This is a genomic window from Desulfocucumis palustris, from assembly GCF_002933875.1.
GTDB lineage: Bacteria > Bacillota > Desulfotomaculia > Desulfotomaculales > Desulfocucumaceae > Desulfocucumis > Desulfocucumis palustris.
On the sequence record NZ_BFAV01000130.1, the window covers coordinates 89,295 to 112,565 of the forward strand.

The 23,271-nt window shown below is 51.9% G+C and carries 21 protein-coding genes; 3 read left to right on the forward strand and 18 right to left on the reverse strand.

Annotation, left to right across the window (positions count from 1 at the left end; all coding sequences use genetic code 11):
- Positions 1-11: 11 nt before the first annotated feature.
- The 9 genes from xylB to DCCM_RS11600 form a co-directional block, all read right to left on the reverse strand.
- Positions 12-1,541, reverse strand: coding sequence for a xylulokinase (xylB, locus tag DCCM_RS11560; protein WP_104372553.1), 1,530 nt, complete (start codon positions 1,539-1,541; stop codon positions 12-14).
- Positions 1,542-1,555: 14 nt separating this feature from the next.
- On the reverse strand, positions 1,556-2,554 hold the full coding sequence (locus DCCM_RS11565; RefSeq protein WP_104372554.1) for an ABC transporter permease: 999 nt from the start codon (positions 2,552-2,554) through the stop codon (positions 1,556-1,558).
- Between the two features lie 4 nt (positions 2,555-2,558).
- Entirely contained in the window at positions 2,559-4,046 is a 1,488-nt protein-coding gene (locus DCCM_RS11570) for a sugar ABC transporter ATP-binding protein (RefSeq protein ID WP_104372555.1), read from the reverse strand.
- Between the two features lie 11 nt (positions 4,047-4,057).
- Positions 4,058-5,077, reverse strand: a complete 1,020-nt coding sequence (locus tag DCCM_RS11575; RefSeq protein WP_104372556.1) for a Gfo/Idh/MocA family oxidoreductase — start codon at positions 5,075-5,077, stop codon at positions 4,058-4,060.
- A gap of 79 nt (positions 5,078-5,156) precedes the next feature.
- Positions 5,157-6,242 carry a substrate-binding domain-containing protein gene (locus DCCM_RS11580; protein WP_165792128.1) on the reverse strand — a complete coding sequence of 362 codons (1,086 nt, stop codon included), beginning with the start codon at positions 6,240-6,242 and terminating at the stop codon, positions 5,157-5,159.
- A gap of 75 nt (positions 6,243-6,317) precedes the next feature.
- Positions 6,318-7,337, reverse strand: coding sequence for a zinc-dependent alcohol dehydrogenase (locus tag DCCM_RS11585; protein ID WP_165792129.1), 1,020 nt, complete (start codon positions 7,335-7,337; stop codon positions 6,318-6,320).
- A gap of 124 nt (positions 7,338-7,461) precedes the next feature.
- A complete protein-coding gene (locus tag DCCM_RS11590) occupies positions 7,462-8,205 on the reverse strand; it encodes a GntR family transcriptional regulator (protein ID WP_104372559.1) in 744 nt (247 codons plus the stop codon).
- 125 nt (positions 8,206-8,330) lie between these two features.
- The gene (locus DCCM_RS11595; protein ID WP_231702750.1) at positions 8,331-9,275 is read right to left on the reverse strand and encodes a shikimate dehydrogenase family protein; all 945 of its coding nucleotides are present in this window, start codon (positions 9,273-9,275) and stop codon (positions 8,331-8,333) included.
- Between the two features lies 1 nt (position 9,276).
- Positions 9,277-10,263, reverse strand: coding sequence for a phosphotriesterase family protein (locus DCCM_RS11600; protein WP_104372560.1), 987 nt, complete (start codon positions 10,261-10,263; stop codon positions 9,277-9,279).
- Between the two features lie 408 nt (positions 10,264-10,671).
- On the opposite strand from DCCM_RS11600, the gene DCCM_RS11605 reads away from it, so the two are divergent.
- The gene (locus DCCM_RS11605) at positions 10,672-10,923 is read left to right on the forward strand and encodes a DUF896 domain-containing protein (RefSeq protein WP_231702751.1); all 252 of its coding nucleotides are present in this window, start codon (positions 10,672-10,674) and stop codon (positions 10,921-10,923) included.
- Between the two features lie 35 nt (positions 10,924-10,958).
- Here DCCM_RS11605 and DCCM_RS11610 read toward each other — a convergent pair whose 3' ends face one another.
- Positions 10,959-12,644, reverse strand: coding sequence for an AMP-binding protein (locus DCCM_RS11610; RefSeq protein ID WP_231702752.1), 1,686 nt, complete (start codon positions 12,642-12,644; stop codon positions 10,959-10,961).
- Positions 12,645-12,996: 352 nt separating this feature from the next.
- On the opposite strand from DCCM_RS11610, the gene DCCM_RS11615 reads away from it, so the two are divergent.
- Complete coding sequence (locus DCCM_RS11615; protein ID WP_104372562.1) at positions 12,997-13,200, forward strand: hypothetical protein; 204 nt, start codon at positions 12,997-12,999, stop codon at positions 13,198-13,200.
- Positions 13,201-13,287: 87 nt separating this feature from the next.
- Positions 13,288-13,866 (forward strand): uracil-DNA glycosylase, encoded by a 579-nt coding sequence (locus DCCM_RS11620; RefSeq protein ID WP_104372563.1) that lies wholly within the window; start codon positions 13,288-13,290, stop codon positions 13,864-13,866.
- Here the strand turns inward: DCCM_RS11620 and DCCM_RS11625 are convergent.
- The 8 genes from DCCM_RS11625 to DCCM_RS11660 all read right to left on the reverse strand — a co-directional run bounded on the left by DCCM_RS11625 (position 13,863) and on the right by DCCM_RS11660 (position 23,242).
- Positions 13,863-14,237, reverse strand: coding sequence for a PilZ domain-containing protein (locus tag DCCM_RS11625; RefSeq protein WP_104372564.1), 375 nt, complete (start codon positions 14,235-14,237; stop codon positions 13,863-13,865). The two genes, DCCM_RS11620 and DCCM_RS11625, sit on opposite strands and share 4 nt — an antisense overlap.
- Before the next feature lie 374 nt (positions 14,238-14,611).
- Positions 14,612-15,241, reverse strand: a complete 630-nt coding sequence (locus DCCM_RS11630; RefSeq protein WP_231702753.1) for an MBL fold metallo-hydrolase — start codon at positions 15,239-15,241, stop codon at positions 14,612-14,614.
- Positions 15,242-15,405: 164 nt separating this feature from the next.
- On the reverse strand, positions 15,406-15,855 hold the full coding sequence (dtd, locus tag DCCM_RS11635; RefSeq protein ID WP_104372565.1) for a D-aminoacyl-tRNA deacylase: 450 nt from the start codon (positions 15,853-15,855) through the stop codon (positions 15,406-15,408).
- 35 nt (positions 15,856-15,890) lie between these two features.
- Positions 15,891-18,053, reverse strand: coding sequence for a RelA/SpoT family protein (locus DCCM_RS11640; protein ID WP_104372586.1), 2,163 nt, complete (start codon positions 18,051-18,053; stop codon positions 15,891-15,893).
- Between the two features lie 204 nt (positions 18,054-18,257).
- Positions 18,258-18,776, reverse strand: coding sequence for an adenine phosphoribosyltransferase (locus DCCM_RS11645; RefSeq protein WP_104372566.1), 519 nt, complete (start codon positions 18,774-18,776; stop codon positions 18,258-18,260).
- 60 nt (positions 18,777-18,836) lie between these two features.
- Positions 18,837-21,518 carry a single-stranded-DNA-specific exonuclease RecJ gene (gene recJ / locus DCCM_RS11650; protein WP_104372567.1) on the reverse strand — a complete coding sequence of 894 codons (2,682 nt, stop codon included), beginning with the start codon at positions 21,516-21,518 and terminating at the stop codon, positions 18,837-18,839.
- An 85-nt stretch (positions 21,519-21,603) separates the two neighbouring features.
- Positions 21,604-21,876: an acylphosphatase gene (locus DCCM_RS11655; RefSeq protein WP_104372568.1), complete on the reverse strand. Its 273-nt coding sequence runs from the start codon at positions 21,874-21,876 to the stop codon at positions 21,604-21,606.
- A 94-nt stretch (positions 21,877-21,970) separates the two neighbouring features.
- Positions 21,971-23,242, reverse strand: a complete 1,272-nt coding sequence (locus DCCM_RS11660; RefSeq protein ID WP_104372569.1) for a copper amine oxidase N-terminal domain-containing protein — start codon at positions 23,240-23,242, stop codon at positions 21,971-21,973.
- Positions 23,243-23,271: the final 29 nt, after the last annotated feature.

The window sequence follows — 23,271 nt, forward strand, 5'->3', positions numbered from 1 at the left end:
CATATTAATTGTCAGTTTTGCAGTTCAGTGAAGATATTTTCCAGGGAGTAATAGGCATCGTTAAATAATTTGTATAGCTTTCTGTATTTTGCAAGGTTGGCACTGTTGGGCAGTATCTCTTCATTGACCTGGAACAGCCTTTCAGCCACGTCGAAACTGTCAAACAGCCCTGTGCCGACTCCCCCGGTAATCGCCGCCCCCAGGGAGGTGGCCTCATCCAGATAGGCCGCCTTAAGTACCGGCAGCTCATATATATCAGCCATAATCCCCGGCCAGACCTTTCCGTTGGCGCCCCCGCCGATTAAGCGCATGGCCTCCACCTTTGCCCCCTGCTCAAAAAAGGCCTCCAGTATAACTTTCAGGTTGTAGGCCACACCTTCCATAAAGGAGCGAATTATATGGGACCGGGTATGTTTTATGGTTAAACCGATTAAAGTTCCCCTGGCCCGGGGGTTCCAGCGGGGACTGCGTTCTCCCAGCAGGTACGGCAAATATAGCAGGTCATCGGACCCCGGGGGAATGTCCGCCGCCTCCCTGTCCATTATTTCGTAGGGGCTTACCCCTTCCTTTCCGGCCAGGCCGGTTTCCTCGCCGCACAACTTGTCTCTCAGCCACTGGTACGAGGCTCCCGCCGCCTGCATGGTGCCGGTGGGACTGTATAAACCGGGCACAACGTGAACCCAGTTGAAGGTTCTCATGGCCGGGTCCAATATGGGCTTGCGGGTGGCGATGCCGATCCAGGAAGAGGAGCCCACATAATTGTAAGCGCTGCCTTCGTTTACCACCCCGGCGCCGGCAGCGGCGCAGGCCCCGTCCCCGCCTCCGATTACAACCGGGGTGCCCGCCATAAGGCCGATTTCTCCCGCCACGGCTTTTTGAATGTGCCCCACTATTTCCGTGGAAGCATGGGGTTCGGGCAGCATCCCCCCGGGAATGGCGGCGGCGGCCAGCATTTCTTCCGACCATTGCAATTTTCCGATGTCAAAAAGATTCATTCCCGACGCGTCTGAATAATCGGTGACAAATTTCCCGGTCAGCCGCGCCACTATAAAATCCTTGGCGTGCAGCACCTTGTATATTTTATTAAACGAATTCTCTTCATTATCACGCAGCCACATTATCTTGGCGGCGGAGTAAGAAGCACTGGGGCGATGTCCTGTGATTGCGTATATTTTTTCCTTTCCCAGTTCGGAAATTAATTTATCGGCCTGCTCCACCGCCCTCTGGTCGGCCCAGATAATGGCCCTCCGGACCGGGGTGGTATCCCTGGTTACCGGAACGCAACCCATCATTTGGCCGCTGAAGGACAGGCAGGCCACATTACGGGCCTCAACTTTTCCTTTGGCCAGTAATTCCCTGGTAGCCCGGCATACCGCCCGCCACCAGTCCTCCGGGTCCTGCTCGGCGCAGTTGCTTGAAAAGTAATAGGTATCGTAGCCCACGAAGGTGCTTGCCACCAGCACGGCCTCACTGCTGTACAGGGTCGCCTTGTTCCCGGTGGTGCCCAGGTCGTAAGCTATGATATACTGTTCCGAACCCATATGCACACCTCAAATCAATTATCACTTTGTTTCTTAATCCCCTGCATCAAAACCGCTATGACTATAATCAGCCCCTTGATCACCTGCTGCGGATAGGCAGGCACACTCAGCAGATTCATTATGTTGCCGATCAAACCGAGGATCAGCGCGCCAAGCAGTGTGTTGAAGGCGCTTCCCCTGCCTCCGTTTAAGCTGGCGCCGCCGATGACAACCGCGGCGATGGCGTCAAGCTCCATTCCGGTCCCCACGATGGGCGAGCCGACACCGGTGCGGGAGGTGCTGATTATGCCCGCAATGACACTGCAGACTCCGGCGATGGCGTAAACCGAAAATTTGTATCCCTTAACCCCTATGCCGGACAGTCTGACGGCGGTTTCATTACTGCCTATGGCCACCACCATGCGTCCGAAAACCGTGTATCTCAGGACGATTACCGTAATAATAAATATTACGAACATGAGAATCACCGGAAGGGGAATATGCAAAAAATAGCCCGTGCCAAAGGAACTCAAGCCTTCGCTGCTGGTTATAATCGGGTGTCCGCCGGAGACGATAAAAGCCAGCCCCCGGGCTATGGTCATCATGGCCAGAGTCGCCACAAAGGGCGCCATTTTGGCAAAGGACACCAAAAATCCCGATGCCCCGCCCAACAGCGCGCCTACCAGCAGGGTGAGTAAAATGGCTTCGGAGAGAGGCATCCCGTTAAGAAAAAGGGCAACGATCACACTGCCCAGGGCCAAAAGGGAGCCTACGGATAAATCAATCCCCCCGGTGAGTATAACCAATAGCATGCCCATGCTTATAATGGTAAGGCCCGAAATCTGCCTCAACAGGTTGAAAATATTTCTTTCGGTAAAAAATGCCGGTGAAATCATGCTTGACGCAATTATCAGCAGCACCAGCATGATTAATGTGTTGTATTTATAAATATATTTCCACGCCACGGCCAGGCCCCCGGGTTTGACGTTACTGCCCGGGCTGATATCCAATTCGGATCTACTGGAACCCCCCATGTCTCTAACCCCCTATCGCCAGCCTCAAAATACTCTCTTCGCTTAAATCCGATTTCGCCAGCTCGCCTGACACCAGGCCGTCCTTCATAACCATCACCCTGTCGCACATCCCTATTATCTCCGGCATATCCGAGGAAATCATCAGTATTCCCACGCCCTGCCCGGCTATTTCATTGATTAATTTATAAATTTCCACCTTCGCGCCCACATCGACTCCCCTGGTGGGTTCGTCCAGTATTAATATCCTGCAATTGGAAGCAAGCCATTTGGAAAAGGCAACTTTTTGCTGATTGCCCCCGCTCAGGCTGGATACGTCCGCATCGATGCCGCTGGTTTTAATGGCCAGCTTTTTGACTAAATCCTCCACCAGCTTATTTTCTTCCTGGCTGGAAATCCAGCCCATTCCTTTGCTGATCTTTTTTATGGCACTCATTGTCGAGTTAATCTTAATAGGCAAATGCAGCAAGACGCCCTGGGCCTTCCTGTCTTCCGGAAGCAATCCCACACCATGACGCACAGCGTCCCTGGGGGATTTTATATTGGAGGGCTTGCCCATTACATAAACGTTTCCTCCGTCCTTCCTGTCGGCGCCGAAAACGGCCCTGACGGTTTCAGTGCGCCCGGCCCCAACCAGGCCGCTGATACCCACAACCTCCCCCGCCTTGACAACAAAGGAGACATCCTTCACCCTTTGCCCGCTGTTTAATCCCTCAACACGCAATACTTCTTCCCCGATTTCCGCGTTTCTGTCCGGAAACATCGATTCCAGATTGCGTCCTATCATCATCCTTATTATCTCATCCTTGCCGGAATCCTTGGTTCTGACCGTCCCCACCGTGCTTCCGTCCTTTAAAACGGTGATGTTGTCCGCTATGCGAAAAATTTCCTCCAGCCGGTGGGATATATAGATTATGCTTACATCCTGCTTTTTCAACGTTTCCAGCAGTGTAAACAGTCTTTCCACTTCACGGGTCGCCAGTACGGCGGTAGGCTCATCAAAAATAAGAATCCTGGAATTCTCCGAAAGGGCCTTGCATATCTCCACTATCTGCTGATGAGCCACACTTAAGGTATCAATGGTGGCAGAGGGGTTAATGTCAAAGCCGAGGTTATCCAATAAATCTTTCGCCTTGCGGTACAGCTTTTTCCAATTAATGATAAGGCCCTCTGATAAACGGTTTAAAAAAATATTTTCGGCCACGGTCAAATCCTTTGCCAGCACAAATTCCTGGTATATAATTCCAATACCCAGGTTTCTGGCGCTTTTGGGGTCTGTAATGGATATTTCCCCGCCGTCCAGCAATATTTGCCCGTTATCCCTGGCAATCGCCCCGGCAAGTATCTTCATCAGGGTGGATTTGCCGGCTCCGTTTTCTCCAACCAAGGCATGTATCTCGCCTTTTTTTACAGCCAAATCAACATTTTTCAGAGCGTTGACTCCCCCAAAGGCCTTGCTTATGCCCCGCATCTCCACGCAATAATTCTCCGGCATTGTTTCACCCCTTACTTAACCTGCGCCACGGATCCTTTTTTTATGGAATCATTAACCGCCAGTGCCACCTGCACGGCCTTTAAACCCTCCAGCGAGCCTACCACGGGTTTTCTTCCCTCCAATATGCAATCCACAAAATGCCGGGCCTCGGTTACATAGGCGTGCACGAATCGATCCGTAAAGGAAGGGGCTGCCGGATAAGTCATGTGTTTATCGGCCTTTCCGGTAATCACATCCAGGTGCCTGACATTTCCAATCATTATTATTCCCTCGTCACCTACCACTTCCACCCTGGCGTCATAACCGTATTTAATATTCAGCAAGCCGTCTATGGACCCCAAAGCCCCGTTTTCGAATTCAGCGGTAACAACCAGGGTATCGTTAATCATTTTCCCGCCGCAGGATTTTGCCACTTCCACGGACGATAAAATGCCGGCCCTGGCAAAGACGCTTTTAATATCCGAATCAAGCAGCCACTGTATGCTGTCGTAATCATGGGAGCATAACTCAAAGGAAATATCCCCGCAGGCGTCGGGATCGGAACCCCAGCCCGGCACCGGCGGCAGGCCGGGATCCCGCCCCGTGGACCTTACAAAAACGGGCCGCCCGATGGTCCCTGCTTTAATTTTCTCCTTCGCCGTCACGAAGGCTTCATCAAAGCGGCGCATAAAGGCAACCTGAAAAACCACGCCGGCCTTTTCCGCCGCCTGGTGTATGGCCAGGGCATCATCCAGGGTTAGGGCCAGGGGCTTCTCGCATAAAACATGCTTGCCCGCGGCCAATGCCGCCAGGGAGATTTCCTTATGGGTGAAAACCGGGGTGCAAATACATAACGCGTCAACCCTGTCATCCTCTATTAAATCCTGGTATTTTCCAAAGGCCGCGGCGCCGTATTGTCCGGCCAGTCTCCCGGCCAATTCCGGGTTTTCATCAGCCACGGCGACAACTCTGGATTTGGCTGTATGCCCGGCGAAATTTACCGCGTGCAACTGGCCCATCCTGCCCGCGCCCACAATTCCGATTCCTACCATTCGCAAAAACCTCCGTCCTTAAAATTTTACCCTTAAGGCTGTAAGGTGGCGGGTGTTCCAACCCGCCACCTTCCTTAAATTAGAAACCCGCATCGGGATTATAATACTGATCGACGTTTTCTTTATTAATGGCCACCGGAGGAGTGTAGTAAATTTCCGGGAATGAATTGTCGCCCTTTAATGCTTTAAGGCCAACTTCCACCGCTGTCTTTCCGATTATGGCGGGGTTATTCATGCCCGTGGCCCCATATTTGCCTTCCTTAATCAACGCCAGGGCTTCCTTCTGCCCGTCCGCGGCGGCCACAACAAGAATCTGGTTTTCTTTCTTGGCTTCTTTGATGGCTTCCAGCGCACCCAGGGCCATGCTGTCATTTTCCGTAATCAGCACATTGATATCCGGGTTGGCCACAAGAATGTCTTCCATTGCCTTCAGACCGCCCTCATGGGCCCAGTTGCCCCAGCCCTGGGCGACAATCTGGAATTTGGCGTCAGAAATATTGGACTTGCCTGTATTTTTAAGCTGTTCTTCAACCTCCTGGGCGCCTTTTGCCGCCTGCTCATCCGATATCTCTTTGCCCAGGGCCTGATTCTGCCCGAATATAACCCCGGCAAAAACACCGTCACGCCTGGCCTGTCCCACCGGGTTGCCCTGGGCCCCGCTTATGAGGGCGGCTTTAATCGGTTTGCCCTTGAGCTGCCCGGCCAGCCATTTGCCCACCAGCTTGCCGTTCTCGTCATTATTGGATTGTATGGTGGTGACCACCGGAGCCGAGGGGTCAATTGAACTATCCACTTCAATAACCGGCACTCCCGCCTCTTTGGCCTGTTTAACCGCGGGTACGGCGCCCACAGGGTCCTTGGCGTTCAATATAAGCAAATCGATTTGCTGTGCCAATAAGTCCTCAACATCGGCCAGCTGCTTGTTAATATTGTCCTGGGCGTCCACGCTGATGAATTTGCAACCCTGGGCTTCCGCCTCTTTCTTGGCCGCATTGACGATCTCCACAAAATAAGGGGCTCCCAAGGTATACTGCGAGAAGCCAATCACTATTTGTTTTTCCGAGTCCTTTCCGGTTTCCTTCGATTGCTCACCGCCGCCGCAACCGGCCAGTAACACTCCCATCATCATTAAAGACACGGCCAGCGCAAAAAATCTCTTTTTCATAATTTTCCTCCTTCGAGCCATTTTTTAATACACTGTAAAATTAGCGATAACCTCCCCTTCTTTTACATCACCTCCCTAGTTTACCAGTAATAAAACTTTGAAAGCGTTTTCTTTATTCGTTTCTATATAGTTAAACGCTTCCACAACCTCCTTCAATTTAAATGTTTTGCTGAGCAAGGGCCTTAGCTTCACCCTTTCCTCCGCCACCAATTGCTGGGCCTTTATAAAATCCGGCCTCATGTACATTAAATCCCCCACCAGCTCAAGCTCCCGATCCTGGATTAAACCAAGCGGCAGTGGAATATCGCCGCTGCTCACACCCACAATAACAATCCTGCCGCCCTTCCTTGCCGTATGGATGGCGGCGTTAACCGTGTTCGCCGCCCCGACGCACTCCAGTATCACATCGGGACCGTCCGGCAAAAGCCTGTTGACAGCCGTATCCAGGGGTTCCCTGCTAACGTTGATTGTATGATCGGCTCCCAATTGTCCGGCCATATCCAGCCTGCCGTCAATAACGTCCGCCACTATCACCCCGGCCCCCATGGCTTTAGCCGCCTGCAACACCATCAGCCCTATGGTTCCGGCGCCGATAACCACCGCCGTTTGGCCGGCTTTAAGCCGGGCTTTTTCCGCGGCGTGCACCCCCACTGCCAGGGGCTCCACCATGGCTCCCTCCTCAAAGGTCAGCTTGGGGTCAAGTTTAATCACTTTTTGCTCCGGCACGGCGATATATTCCGAAAAGGCGCCGTCGCTTTGGCAGCCCATTACCTTTAATTCATTGCAGATGTTATATCTGTCATGACGGCAGTTGTAACATTTGCCGCAGACCAGCGAAGGTTCGACAATAACCCTGTCCCCCTTCTGCCATTTGCCCGCCGCATTCGCTCTTATTTCTTCTATAACCCCTGAAAATTCATGCCCCGGCACAACGGGACAACTGATAAAAGGATGTTTGCCGTAATAGGCGTGAATATCCGAACCGCATATGCCGCACACCTTTACTTTAATCAATACTTCGTTTTCCTTGATATCCGGCAGCGGAACGTCTTCAATCCTGAACTGTCCGGGCTGAACCAGGTTTGCTCTAAGCATATTTGTCCTCCCCTTGGGCATCACAATGTGTTTGAATATTTTTACATTATGACATACTCTTATATTAATGTTATGTTGTTATTACATCTCAGGGCGTGAAAAACAGCCCCTTGACTTTACCGGCTTACCTGCGCAGCTCAATGGTGAACTGGCTTCTATCGCCGCGGTAGCGGGCTATGGAAAATTCAATGGGCTTGTCAAACTGGTTCCAGGCAACCGTTTTGGACAATTGTATCGGTTCGCCCTCTTCAACCCCCAGCAGGCCGGCGTCTTCCTCGTTGGCCGCCTCAACTTCCAAAATCCTCCTGGCCCTGCATACTTTTATTCCATAATGTTTTTCCAGGGTTTCGTACAGCGATTTATTGGTAAGATCATGTTTATCCAGGGCAGGGCAATTTTTCTGCGGCAAATAAGTGGTTACCACCACTATCGGCTCTCCGTTGATGAAACGCAGCCTTTCCAAACAGAAAACAGATTCATCCATCCCCAGGGAAAGGTGAGCGGCCACTGCCTTGGACGCGGACGCGACCTTTAAATTTAATACCCTGGTGCTGTCCTTTAATCCCTTCTGCCGCATTTCCTCCGTAAAGCTCATAAGTTTTTGAATAAAATCCTGCTCAATTTTAGGGGCGGAAACAAAGGTGCCCTTTCCCTTGATGCGGTGCAGCAGCCCCTCCCGCACCAGCTCGTTAATAGCCTGGCGCACCGTTGGCCTGCTGACGCTGAATCTTTCACAAAGTTCATTTTCAGAGGGAAAGGCGTCACCGGCTTGATATTGCCCGCCTTCAATCTGCTGGCGGAAGAACTGCATAAGCTGGTAATAAAGAGGAATACGCGGGTCCATGTTCAGGCCTTCCTGAATACTCATTTTTTCTCCACCTTCATCCTGTACATTTCAATATAAAACAATAGTTACATAACCGGTATTATAATAACATTCTTTATACTATTAAAAATTTATTTTCTTTTCTTAATTATTCCTGCCGCTAATTCTTATTTTCTTATTTCCGCCGCAATATTTTCAAGCCTTTGGAAGGTTCCGTCATCAATCTCCAGATGAAAAACCTCGGCGATTACCTGTGTCCAGCCATATAAAAAGTATTTCCAGCCGTCCTCCACCCAAAGGCCCTTTGCATCTTTTTGCCCCAGGGCCTGGTCCATAAACTTCAAATCGCCGCGGTAATTAATCTCCCACACCAGGCTGTCAGCAGGGAAATCACACCTGTCGGTCAAAGGGGAACCGGGCCTGTCCTTACCAAGGCCGGTGGCGTTAACTATCAGGGAATGCGGTTTTAAAGCTTTCAGGATAATATCGTTTTGCCGCGGCTCCGGTGTTAAATGATACTCCACCGGCACCTCGGGGTTAATCTCCTTGATAATCCCGGCAATATTCTCCAATCTTGGCTGGCTGCGGTTGCTGATAATCAACTTTGAAGGAATATTGCCGCCTTTGTTTTTATTAATAAGATACGCGCTCATTGCTATGGCGGAGCCCCCCGCCCCCATGATAAAGACTTCCCCGCCATGTTCCTTCCAGTAATTGGGGGGCACAAAGGACTCCAGGGCCAGCCCGCTGGATATCGGGTCTTTGGCATGTCCTTTCAGCCGGCCGTTTTCCTTGGAAATGCAGGAAAGTTCCCCGAACATCGCTGCGTAGGGGTCATGATATTCGAACATATCCCGGGCAGCATTGTATAAATCTATCTTGTGGGTGGTTACAAGGGCGCCCAGGGATAATTCATCGTTTTTTATAAAGTCAACCACTTCGCGGTAAACACCGGCATCGGCGTGAATAGCGATATCTATGCCTACAATTGCGGCATCCAAACCCATATCTTTGGCCCAGAGAGGAAACACCTTCATAATAGATGATTTGGTTGTGGTAACCCCTATAAAATACATGGTCGGCACTGTGGCTTTATCAGGTAGGGCGAACAAATTAATCAATCCTTTCTTTTATAGTCAGCGCCATTGCTGGATTGGTTTTTGTCATTTTTTCAATATGCCTGGATGGTATCCCACGTTTATACAGCTGTTTAATAAATGTCCTTAAAATATAATCAAGTCCTATATCTCCCCCATAACTCTTCATGCGCTCCCTGGTGACATCCAGACCCAATAAAATTCTGTCTTCGAAACCATTTTCAATCATCCTCAAAATCAGCCCGGCCTCTTCCTCATCCGAATGATATTTAAATCTGCCAATGGTATCGTACTCCACAAACACTCCGGTTTCAGCCACCCGGCGGTGATAATCAAAATTGTCGGCCCTCCTGTCCAGGTGGCAAATAATAATCGAATCGGACGGCACTCCGTGGTCCCTAAGCAGTCTTATTACCTCCAGCGCGCCCCGCCCCAGCTCCGTGTGGCACATAACAGGCGCCCCTGTTGCCCTGGAGGCCCGGGCTGCTGCTGTTAGCAGGCCTTTATAAGCTTCGGTTAATTTTTCACTATCCAGGGCAGTCTTTATAATACCCGCCTTCGCCGGGATTTTTTGCCCGGGCAACTCATTGTCCCCGTCTATGTACATGCCGGTTTTGATTTCTTCGATTAATAAGCCGGCGAAAGTATCCCCGGGGACATGGTGTATCCAGTGGGAGTCGGGATAAAAAACCAGTTTATGAAACCCCGTTGAAGCGATAATATTGACTCCCGTTGCCTGTGACGCCTCAACCAGTCTGCCGGCCATCCTGCCGCAGGCAAGGGGCTGCGCATCCACCAGGGATACCCCGCCGTGTTTTTTATATAAAAGCAATTCATTAACGGTTAAATCATAATCATCCAGCCGCAGTGCGGGATTTATCTTTTCGGAATGACCGGCGGCTATGAATAAATGCTCATGGCACTGGCAGTAGCCAAGCTTTTCCGTAGGCACCAATCCCAGCACCGTACTTATTTCCCGCCCAGCAACAACATTATTTGCCAATTTTTTGGGGCACCTTCCCACTTATTATACTAACATGCTTATGTCATGTTGTAAGCTTGTTAACTTGTAATTATAAGTTCTGTCAAAAAAACAAAACTCCTTCATAAAAATAAAAAAATTTTTAACAATTTTCTAATATTTTTTTGCCCATAAAACCGCCCCCGGGAAAAGGGAATATTGCCCGGCGGCAGCAGCGGCCGGTGCCGCCGGGGCTATCCCGCACCTGGCGGCGCGCCGCGCCATTACCTCCTCTTGATTTGTGGCACTGCCTGCGGGTATATTGTAGAGGAAAGCCTGTATGAGGAGAATAAAAACCATAAGCCCCGGCGCGCAAACCATTTCCATTTACGCCGGCGCCGCGCCAAAGGAGCGGGATGTGGGTTGTAAAGAAAATAAGGGGGAATATACTTGATAATAACCAAGGAACTGGTGGACAGAATCAACTATCTGGCTCGCAAGCAAAGAGACGGCGGGCTAAACGACGACGAGAGATATGAGCAGAAAAAGCTCCGGGAGCTTTACCTGGAGGGAATACGCGCCCAGCTGGTGGACGCCCTGGATTCCATGGGCATCAAGCCCAGGAAGAATAACACCCGGCAAAACAATGGCCATCACAGGGGTTGCGGCTGCGCCCACTGCAATGATTTGGAACAGCACTAAAAAAAACGACCCGCCCGTTACAGGCGGGCCGTTTTTTATTCCAGCCCCAGCACCCATCCTTTCAGCGCCTTGCGGTCCACATCGCCGTCCGCTGTAAGAGGTATTTGTTCTTTAACTTCAAATTCCCGGGGGGCCGCGTGGGCAGCCAGTCCGAATTTAACAAGTTCCCTCAGTTCCCCGGCCAGGGATTCGCTCCAGATAATACCGGGGTTCAATTGGATATATGCCTTTACTATTTCTCCCCGCAGCTTGTCGGGCTTGCCGGCCACCCCGGCCCTGTCCACGGCAGGGTGCTCCTCAAGTTTTTTCTCCACCTCCCAGGGGCCCACCCTTTCACCGGAAGTGTTGATCACTCCGTCAACCCGCCCCTGGAAGTAAAAATATCCGTCCCGGTCCATATAGGCCGCGTCGCCGGTGACGAACCAGGGCTCAAACCGGAAATACCGGCGGTAAAGCTCCGGATCCCCCCACACTCCGCGGAACATGGAGGGCCAGCCGGCTTTTATGGCCAGATTGCCGATTTTACCCGGAGGCAGTTCCCCGCCCCGGTCATCCACCACCCCGGCCACAATGCCGGGGAAAGGCTTTCCTATGGAACCCTGTTTTATGGGCAGGCAGCGATAGTTGCAAATCATGTTCATACCTGTCTCGCTCATCCAGAAGGTATCGTATATGGGGACCCCCAGTTTGCCCATGCTCCATTCCATTACCTCCGGGGTAAGGGGTTCGCCAACGCTTAAAATATGCCTGAGCTTGCCCAGGTCGTACCTGCGCAGCATATCATCCCCGCCGGCTATAAGCAGCCGGAAGGCCGTGGGGGCGGAGTACCACACGGAAACCCGGTAGCGGGCCAGGGTGGCGCACCAGTCCTCGTCGTTGAAACGGCCGCCCCGGACCACCACGGGTATACCCAGCAACCAGGGAGCCAGAAAGCCGTAAGCAATCCCGGTTATCCAGCCGGGGTCGGCGGTGCACCAGTAAATATCCCCCTTTTTCAGATCATGCACCCAGCGGGCGGTGATTAAAAGGCCCACCATGGTGTTGTGCACGTGCACCAGCCCCCTGGCCTTGCCGTCGGCGCCGGAGGCGTAAAGTATAAACAGGGGGTGTTCCCTGTCCACCCATTCGATTTTGGCGCAGGAAGGAGCCGCGGACATCTCCCCGCGCCATGATATGTCCTGGGGCCTTAAGGGTTCTCCGTGGGCTATAAATACGTGTTTTAATTCGCCTAATTGCTGATACGGTATCCGTTGGGACAATTCCGGGCTGGTGACCACCGCCACCGCCCCGCTATCCCCCAGCCGATCTTTTACAGCATCCTCCATAAAGGCCTCGAACAGCGGCACCACCACCGCCCCTATTCTGGCAGCGGCCAAAAAACTGATATAAAGTTCAGGGGAACGGGGAAGAAATATACCCACCCTGTCGCCTTTCCCTATCCCGTATTTGGCCAGAACGGCGGCAAAACGGCTGGAATCCTCCTGGAGCATGGCAAAGCTGTACGTTTCCTCCCTGTTTCCGTCGGTATAATAAAGAGCCGGGCTGCCGCCCCCGCCCTCCATAACATGGCGGTCCACCGCTTCATGGACTATGTTGCAGTTACCGGTGGTATACCAGCTGAATTCCTTTTCAACTTCCCCGAAAACAAAATCCTTAACCGCTTTTCCGTAATCGCCAAGATTGTGTTCCCCCGGAATGGCTCCTGCAATGATATTACCCAAGTAGGTTCCTCCTTTCCATTGGTAAAACAGGGACATTGCTCCGTGAGGTTGTTAGAATTATGGAAAATCAGGTAGCCCGGGAAGACCTGTCCCCACACCGGAAATTGGGGACGCTCCTATATTATATTGTTTAGAATTATGAGATTTTGCGTAATTTAAGAAGATTTGTTCCCATACCCGCATCCCTGTACCTATATATTTCCGCACTATTGCGAATATTCCTTCCATACCAGCCCCTTAAACCCCTTAAATACTAGCCGGCTGCCTGGAGGATTATCGGCGGTGTTATAGAACTATAAATAAATTTGCCGCCGCCCGGGGCCGGCGGCAAAAAAGTTTGGGGGGATTGGACATGGCGGTTCTGGCATCCAGCAAAACCGTGCCTCTGGGCAGGATGCTCTTTGTGGAAAAACAGGGTTATTCCAGGGAGCGATTAGTTATTGAAGCCAGCGGACCTTACAGTATAACGGAAAATGAGCAGTGCTTCGTCATCCGCAATGAGGACTGCTGCAAGGCTATAGTGGTAACAGTCAGGGCTGACGGGGGTGAAAATTAATCTTCCTGCCAGGCGGGAAATTTACACCACAATAACACAAAAGGTTACCGGCGGAAATTATTATGAACAGCAGGAGCGAAGCAGACAATGCTGAAAAAGCTTGATAATTTGTATAAAGACATAGCCCTTTGCACCAAATGCCCGCTGGCCGCGGATAGAACCAATCCGGTCCGGGACAACGGCGATCCTGAAAAGGCGGCGGCGGTACTGGTGGGGGAAGCTCCCGGGGCCAATGAGGTGAAATACGGTATTCCCTTCGCGGGGGAGGCGGGTAAAAAGCTAAGCGGCTATCTTGCCCTGGCGGGACTTGCCAGGGAGGATGTATATATCACCAACGTTGTCAGGTGCCGGCCAACATCCAACGGCGGCAGAAGAAACAGAACCCCCTCCAGGGAGATCCCGTCATGCGGGGACTGGCTGAACAGTGAACTGGCTATAATCCGGCCCAAAACCGTGGTGACCCTGGGAAATATATCGCTGAAATGGATTTGCGGAAAGCAATACAATATTGGAAACTGCCATGGAAAGCTGCTTAAGGCCGGGGATATGGCGATTATACCCATGTATCACCCCGCCGCCGCCATTTATCGCCGGGAACTGGACGAATTAATACGGGCCGAATTTCAAAAGCTGGGGTATTATTTAAAGGGAAATGGACTCTGTTAACCGTCCGTTTCCCCGCCCTTTTCCGCCGCATTGATGAATTCTTGCATAATTTTTTCCGCATCGCCGCTATTGTATGTCACGATGTTTTTTAGATGCACAAAGGAATCCAGGTCTATTTCCTGAAATTTTATGCCGATGCCGTCCGGGTCTGTTCTGGCCACTTTCCCCTTTAAATCAATAGTCAACTTTGATGTGTCCCCGGCAAGTAATATGGTGATATCCACACATTCACCCAGGGATATTTTTTCCGGCATCCTTAAAAACATGCCCCTTAAGCTCAAGTTTTCCACTTCTCCCCTGCATTCCATATCCTTGTATTTAACAGAAGCCTCCACCCTGAAAGGAACCCGGGTAAATTTCCTTTTTTCCACGCTATCCCCTCACTTATAACAAGATATCCGGTAATTCTAAAAAAACTTACAAATCGATTATCGTATATCCCCGGAATAGGGTCAATAAATTTAACTGAATTTTAAATTATAAACTTTGATGCCTATTTTTGAAGCCGGTTGGCTATATCCGGCAAATCCCGGATTGCCACGGCCTCCTTAGGTTTCTTTCCTTATGCAAATAAAAAAAGACAGAGATAGTTATCCTGTCATTAGCAAATAATTTAAAGTAAGGGGACACGCCTTTTTATTATATAATCTCCTATTTCCATACTAATTCAGCAAAGGAATGTCCCCGACTCCAAGTTTATCTGAAGAAAATTTTGCTTAGCAAACCAATCAAGCTAAAAGGAGCTTTACCAGGTCCCGTTAAGAAAGGGGTTGTGCTTCGCTTCCTCGCCAATGGTGGAAGAAGGTCCGTGACCGGGATATACTCCGGTTTTTTCCGGAAAAATTAGTAATTTGTCTTTAATTGAAGCGATTAGCTGCCCGTGGTCTCCCCCGGGAAAATCCGAGCGGCCCACCGACCCGGCAAACAGAGTGTCCCCGGTAATGAGGTTGTCGCCGACAACCAGGGTTATCCCTCCCGGGGTGTGGCCCGGGGTGTGAATGATTTTAATCTGAATCTTACCCACATCGCAGGTGTCTCCGTCTTTTAGCAGGCGGTCGGCCTCCTTCAGCTTAATGTTGGCCCCCATGAAGGCCGAAAGGTTACGGGAAGGATTGGTGAGCATGGCGGCGTCGGCGGAATGTATCAGCACCTGGGCGCCGGTGGCTTCCTGCACCTGCTGCAAGGCCCCTATGTGGTCCACATGACCGTGGGTCAATATTATGTATTTACAATCCAGGTTTAGACTTTCCAGTCTCTTCAGTATTCTTGCGCCCTCGGCGCCGGGATCCACCACAGCCGCCCGGAGAGTTTCCCGGCAGCCGATAATGTAACAGTTGGAATCCATGGGACCCACGGAAAAGCCTTCAAAAATCACTATTATACCTCCTCCATAGAATTACTGGAAAATTTGGAAATTAGCCCAAGGTTCAAGCACCGGCCGAAAACCCGTTCAATAAACAAGCATGGCGCAAAGGGCGAAACCGGACAAGGCAAAAGCACACTGCGGCCGGAGCCCGGAGACAACTCGGCGGCGGCTTCCTAAAAAGTTTTTTTACTGTCCAGCAGCAGGGTTACCGGTCCATCGTTGATAATTTCCACCTGCATGTGCGCCTGAAAAACCCCGGTGGCTACCTCCAGGCCCAAACTTTTTATCTCACCCACAAACATTTCATACAGTTCCCCGCCCAATTCAGCCGGGGCGGCATCAGAAAAACCGGGCCTCCGGCCCTGGCGGCAGTCACCATACAGGGTAAACTGCGAAACCACCAGAGCCGCCCCGCCGGTATCCAGCAGGGAACGGTTCAACTTGCCCTGCTCATCCTCGAATATTCTAAGGTTGGCAATTTTACCCGCCAGGTAGCGGGCGTCCTCCGGGCCGTCTTCCCGGCCGACGCCAAGGAGTACCACAACCCCGGCTCCTATTTTCCCCACGGTCTTTCCTTCCACGACAACAGAGCCCCGGGCCGCCCTCTGAACAACCGCTCGCATTTTCCCACGCTCCAATAATAAAGGTGCTCCATCCATCAGTTGGTTCTCTGTACACCGTATACATCCTTGATCCTGCCTATTTTGGCTATGATGTAGTCCAGCTGCTCCCTGGTCTTTACCTCCAGCAGCAGTTCAATGGTGGCGGAGTCTTTGCGTCCCCTGGCATTGACATAGTTGGCGCTTATTTTCATTTCCAGCAGGACGGCTAAAACATCGCTGAGCATGCCGGCCCGATCCATGGCCGATATTTCCAGTTTAACCTGAAAAGGCGCCTGGAAATCCTCGTCCCAGGCCACCTCCACCAGCCTATCCCCCTCGGCCCGCTTAAAAACGGCCAGATTGCGACAGTCCTGGCGGTGAATGGACACCCCCCTGCCCCTGGTAATGTAGCCGAAAATAGGATCCCCGGGCACCGGGTTGCAGCAGTGGGCCAGCCTGATCAGCAAATTGTCTATACCCCGCACCCTGATTCCCTGGGTGGGGCGGCCCCAGTCGGGCTTTGGCCGGCTCTCGGTTACCAGGTTCTGCAGTTCTTCGGCCAGGGTACCCTTTTCCCGGGGCTTTGATTCCTCCTTGAGCCTATTGATCACTGCCAGGGAGGTTATAACCCCGTCGCCCACGGCGGCATAAACGTCGTCAATGGTCTGCAGGCTGTATTTTTTCCCGAAATCCAGCACTTTGTCCCCTTTAATAAGCTCCAGTTCAATACCGTGCTTCCTGGCCTCTTTTTCCAGTATGTCCCTGCCCTTGGCCACGTTCTCTTCTCTCTGTTCCTTTTTAAACCAGTGCCTGATTCTGTTTTTGGCCTGGGAGGTTTTAACAAAGTTTAACCAGTCCCGGCTGGGCCCGGCTATGGACTTGGAGGTCAAGATTTCCACTATGTCGCCGTTTTTCAGCTTGTAGTCCAGGGGGACGATCCTATTATTAATCTTGGCGCCCACGCAGCGGTGGCCCACCTGGGTATGCACCCGGTAGGCGAAATCCACGGGAACCGAGCCTGAGGGCAGTTCAACCACGTCGCCCTTGGGGGTGAAGACAAAAACCGTATCGGTAAAAAAGTCTATTTTCAGGGTCTCCATGAACTCCCTGGCGTCCCTGAGATCATGCTGCCATTCCAGAAGCTGGCGCAGCCAGGCCAGTTTCTGTTCCAGTTCCTTGTCACCCCGGCCGCCCTCCTTGTAGCGCCAGTGGGCGGCAATGCCGTATTCCGATGTGCGGTGCATATCCCACGTACGGATCTGTATTTCCAGCGGCTCGCCCTGGTAGCCCATCACCGAGGTGTGCAGGGACTGGTACATATTGGATTTCGGCATGGCGATATAATCGTCGAACTGGCCGGGTATGGGTTTCCACAGGGTATGAACTATACCCAGGGCGCCATAACAGTCCTTAACCGAATGAACAATCACCCTCACAGCCATAACGTCATATATTTCACTCAGGTCTTTTTGTTTTTTCTGCATCTTCTGGTATATGCTGTAGAGGTGCTTGGGACGGCCCTGTATATCCGCTTCGATGCCCATGGATTTAAGTTTCTCAGCAAGGACTTTTATGGCACCCCGGATGTATTCCTCCCGCTTAAAGCGGGTTTTGGCTATTTTTTCGGCCAGATCGTAATAAGCCCGGCGGTTCATGAATCTGAAAGACAGATCTTCAAGCTCCCACTTAAGCTTGTAAATCCCCAGACGGTTGGCCAGGGGCGCATATATCTCCAGGGTTTCCCGGGATATTTCCTGCTGCTTGTGCTCGGGCTGGTACACCAGGGTGCGCATGTTGTGCAGGCGGTCGGCCAGTTTAATTAAAATCACCCTTATGTCCTTTGCCATGGCCAGGAACATTTTACGCAGGTTCTCCGCCTGCTGCTCCTCCTTGGATTTAAATTCCAGCCGTCCCAGTTTGGTGACCCCGTCAACCAGCAGGGCAACTTCCTCCCCGAATTCGTTCTTTATATCCTCCAGGGACCTGTTGGTGTCCTCGGCGACGTCATGAAGCAGACCGGCTAGAAGGGTTTCCATGTCCAGTTCCAGCTCTGCCAAAATCATGGCCACGTTTAAGGGATGAATGATAAAATCCTCGCCGGAAAAGCGGCGCTGTCCCCGGTGTGCCTCCTCGGCAAAGCGATAGGCCCGGTGAAGCAGTGTCACGTCTGCCTTGGGATTATAATGTATTAATTTTTGTACAACATCCTCGATATTCATTCCGTCTTCCCGCCATCTCCGCCAGGAGGCCGTTAAAAAACCAGGTCCGGCTTTATCAGGCTGCCGGGCGTATCCCCTCACCAATTACGCCGGTCCCGCCAGGCTCTTCCCATCCCGTCACACCGGTTTTTGAACGGCCTTTTGGATATTTATCATAACTTATGCCAAAGCCTTATCACTTCGTACCCGTAAAGACTTACTATATTAGTAATTATACTGCACTAGGGAAATAGTGTCATAGTCCCTCAGTTTATGTCTTCCGCCCAATCCGGTCAGCTCAATAAGAAAAACGGCTCCTGTAACCTGACCGCCCAGTTCTTCCACCAGCCTGACGCTTTTATAGGCTGTTCCCCCGGTGGCCAGAAGCTCATCGGCAATTATAACCCTCTGTCCTGGAAGGATGGCGTCTTTGTGCACCTCCATCTCCTCTCCCCCAAAGTCCAGGTCGTAATGCCAGGTAAAGACCTCTCCGGGAAGCTGCCCGGCTTTGCGCACGGTAACCAGCCCCAGTCCCAGAATGTAGGCCAGCGGCGCTCCCAACAGCAAACCGCGGTTCTTCGGGCAAACAATCAAATCGGCTTCCTTGCCGGCGCACTGCCGGGCCAGTTCCTGCACGGCATACCTGTATGCCGCCCCGTCCCGGAGCAAGGTGGTAATGTCCTTATAGCTGATTCCCTCCCTGGGGAAATCGGGTATTACCCTTATTTTTTGTTTTAAATCCATGTTTCCCTCCTGAATTGTGATTAAGCCTCACTACGACGCGGGAATCAGTCAACCTTGGGTTTAACGGCAGGCTGTCAGACCCTCCAGCTTTCCCCACCATTTTTCAGCCTCAACCCTTATTATCCTTCCCCGGGCATAAACCGGAGAATTTCTTAAATCCTTCTTTTTACTCACCGGCAGCAGTTTAAACTGGTAAATACCATCAATATATGTATATTTAACCAGCCCCAATTCGGAAAAAATCGCCAGACAGACCGCAAGGGTATTCTCGCCGGCCCTGGCCACCCCGCCGGCGCGCAGCCGGGCCGCAGCTTTTACCGGATCCAATAACCCGCCGGAACATTCCCTGCGCAGATAATTGTATATTATGCCAAGGCTTTCCCTGGGGGGAAAGCTTGCTTCAATAATTTCCCTGTATTCTGCCAAACCCGGGCTGCTGTATGCCGCGTAAATGTCCGTTCCTCTGGCATACTCCTCCACGGTTTGCAATTCCTCCCTGCAAAAGGGAGGATCGCATAATACCACCCTGCTGGACTCCGCCTCTTTCAATCCGGGAAGCATTCCGGGAGTTGCCACCAGCACGGTTATATCTCCGGAAACAAATTTGGCCTTCAAATATTCCCGGTTTTCCCCGCTTAGCCCCTGATGCAGAAAGGCAGCGGAAATCCCGGAAAAAAGAAGGTAACAGGCCACTTCCACCGTCCGGCTGGGTGAACATGCCACCACCAGGGTTCTGCCCGGCTGGAAGGCCATCATTTTAATATTAGCCGGCCGGTGAGGTATACGCCATTTATTTTTAATAACTGGAAAGATTTCCTTCACCGGTTTTTCGGATGAGCTTAAGCTTAATATATTGCCATCAAAACCACCTTCGGATGAAGCGCCGATATCCGCCATGGAGTCTATGGCTCCCAGGCGGCCGGAAACATATTCGGGCAAATAAGCCGCATAGCCTAATTTCTCCAGATAATCCCCGACGCCCCAGGGGTTGTCTTTACTTTCAGCAGCAGCATTTACAAAACCTTTTTTTGACGGTTTAATGTCCAGCACTTCCAGCTGGACGGACTTCCTGCCGTTCCAATAATTCATGGAAGGCACAAAAGCCATGTCCACAGCCGCCGCGGCGGATATATCCGGAGCCCGGGAGGCCATGTTGAAGGCAATTCCGTCCAAAACCACATCCTTTTCCCCCACCAATAACTTAAGATGCCTGGCGTTTCGCCCAACTTCCCGGCAGGATACCAGCCGCGCTTCCCGGCAGGCCAGCAGCGGCCCGGGGTTGCAGTGGCCAAAGGGCGCCATCATTTCCAATTCCTCCACCAGTTGTTGGGAGATATCTCCCAGGGAAACCGTGGCGTCCAATTCCAATTCCGGCGTATATATTCCATCAGGCACCTGTTTGGCCGCATAATCATTAATTGCCCCGCGCAAATCTTCCAATCTGTCCGGACTTACGGAAAATCCGGCCGCCTGGGCATGACCGCCGAACCCCAAAAGGCAATCTCTGCAGCCGGAAAGGGCATCGTACAGATGGAACCCCGGGATGCTGCGCCCGGAGCCCTTACCCGGGCCTTCCTCTCCATCCATGGCCACCATAAGCACCGGACGGTAATATTTATCAACCAGCCGGGAGGCCACTATACCGATTACCCCCGGGTGCCAGCCCCGGGACCCCAGCACGATTACCCTTTGGGAGGCCAACTCCGGCGAGGCGTCCAGCATTCCATGGGCTTCGGCCAGCACAAGGCTTTCGATCTGCTGTCGCTCCTGGTTGCCCCGGTTCAGCTGGGCAGCCATCTCCAGGGCCGCCTCCCGGTGGTCGCACAGCAGCAACTCCACCGCCGCGGAAGGCTCACCCACTCTCCCCGCGGCGTTGAGGCGCGGGGACAGCGCGAAGGCCACATCCCTGGTTCCCAGGCGTTCCGGCTTCAGCCCGGCCACGGAAATAAGCGCCTGCAAACCCGGGCTGGAAGTATTGGCCAGCCTGGGAAGTCCATGTTTAACCAGTATTCTGTTCTCTCCCTGGAGGGGCACTATATCTGAAATTGTTCCCAGGCAGGCCAGGTCCAGGTATTCAAGCCAGGCGTCTTCTCCGTAGCCGGATTTAGTCAGCAATGCCTGGGCAAGCTTTATGGCGACCCCCACTCCGGCCAGTTCCTTAAAGGGGTAAGGACAGTCCGGCCGCTTGGGATTGACCACCGCCGCCGCAGGCGGAATCCTTTCAGGCACTTCGTGGTGATCGGTTATAACAATGTCGGGCCCTCCCGCGGACGCCGCGGCTTCCACCTCCGCAAAGCCGCTGATTCCGCAATCCACCGTTATCAGCAGGGAATATCCCTGCTCCCGGGCGTTATTAACCGCGTCCAGGTGAAGACCGTAACCGTGGTCCAAACGGTGGGGAATAAAATAGCCCGCCTCTCCGCCCAGCCGTCTCAACACCTTTACCAGAAGGGCCGTGCTTGTGGTGCCGTCGGCGTCATAATCTCCGTAAACCAGTATTTTTTCGCCGGATTCCACGGCCCGGGTTATTCTCCGGACCGCTTTATCCATGTCCGCCATGAGGTAGGGATCAAACATCATCCCGGTATCCGACTCTAAAAAATACCTGGCGTCATCCACCGTGTATATTCCCCGGTTAATCAGCAAGCGGGCGAAAACAGGTGAAACGCCAAGCTCGTGCTGAAAAATTTTTATCAGTGCGGGATATTCCTTTTTTACCCGCCAGCTCCTTTTACCTCTCATGTAACCCCCGTTGATATAAAGTTATTTTTGATTATATCCAACTAATATCCGGGAGGCAATGAAAAATAAGGCATATACATCAATATCAGCCCTTTATGACAAAATCAGCGAATTCACCCCGGTAAGGCCCGTCAATTATTTCAACTTTGTCCACCCTGGACGAAGGGGAACCCTTCCAACACCATTCAAGCATTTTTTCAATGGCCTGCTCCTCTCCTTCGAACACCGCCTCCACCCGGCCGTCCGGCAGGTTCCTCACCCAGCCCCGGAGCCCGAAACCGACTGCCGCCTCCCTGGTATATACCCTGAAATAGACGCCCTGTACCCGGCCGGATATCAAAACATGCTTTCTTTGCACTTTTAACCCCCCTGTTGAATGTGGCAAATTATATTCTATTATTGAAAAAAAGGCTGCCGCCTGTAAATCCCGGCAACAGCCTGGCCTTTTTTGATTAGTTGGCCTGGGACGCCCCGCTTATATCCGGGGCCGAAAAGGGCTCTCCACAGTCCCTGATATTAAAGTCACCCCGGCTGGTAACCACCATCTCCACCTTCTGGGCGGGCTTTGCGGAGTCGCCCTCAGCAGCCTCCTGCCCGGGGAGGTCCAAATCGAAATTCATTTTCATGTCAAATTTTACTATATCGCAAACCAGGGTATTTTTATTGATATAAGATGTATAGTAACAATCAAATTTCATTTTCTCGAACATACTTTGCATGAAATTCTGCATTTCCTGCCCAGGGTCCTGGCTCTCCGTCTCCCCGGGCACGTTTTGTATTACCTGCTCCATTATTTTCCGGTAGCTCTCTTTAAATTTATCCATGTCCATGGCGGCATTGACCACGTAATACTCCTGGTTGTCGATTTTTTCATTGTTGCCGAAATTTAACGTTATACCGAATTCCTTCATTTGGGCGACAGCCTTTAGGGGATCCGACTGGATATCCTGCTGCTGCTTGAAAAATTCCGGCGAGAAGGGCATATCCATTTTGCTCCACTCCTGCCCGGGCATTTTGATATACATGTTTTCCTGGGTCATGTAGGTTTCCACCACTGTTTCTCCCAGGGGGAAATCCGGGCTCTCCGGTTTTATTGTTTGTTTCATATACACGGCGAAAGGATCGTTCTGATATTGTCCATATAAACTGCTGGTAAAACCGCCGGGCATTTCCTCGTTCTTTTTACCGTCGGCGTAAGCTTCCATTTGAATGTCCAAATCGCCTTCCATGGTATAGGTATTGAATTCCTGGCAAGCCTTAGTGGATTTTGCCAGTAATTCCTCCGGGGACATGCCGTCTCTGACTTCCTTGCGGGCAAGGGATACCAGCTGCTGCCGGTCGTCCCAGCCGACATCGTACCCGAAGATTCCAGCCACGAAACGAAGCGGTATAAGCACACGGTCGCCGGATTTCTCCGGGGCTCCGGGCGCGGTTAATGTCTGCCCGGCCAACTGGGCAGCGGTCTGGCCAATGGTCATCTCCAGGGATTTTCCGTCTTCCTCGATGGTCAGCTTGTCTTCCGCCGGATATTTAATGTCCGCCCCGGCAATACGGGCATAGTCGTCGGCCGCTATCATGACAATATCATTTTTCAATTCCAGCTTGACCATTTTCACCGGGTCGCTGTTGACGCTCAGGCCCGGGCCGTCGGCCGCCGCCGGCAATGCCGCCAGCAGCATTGCCAGAATTGACACGCATAAAGCAAGATATAATTTGCCTTTCATATATAACCCCTCCCCGTTTTATTAAAGAT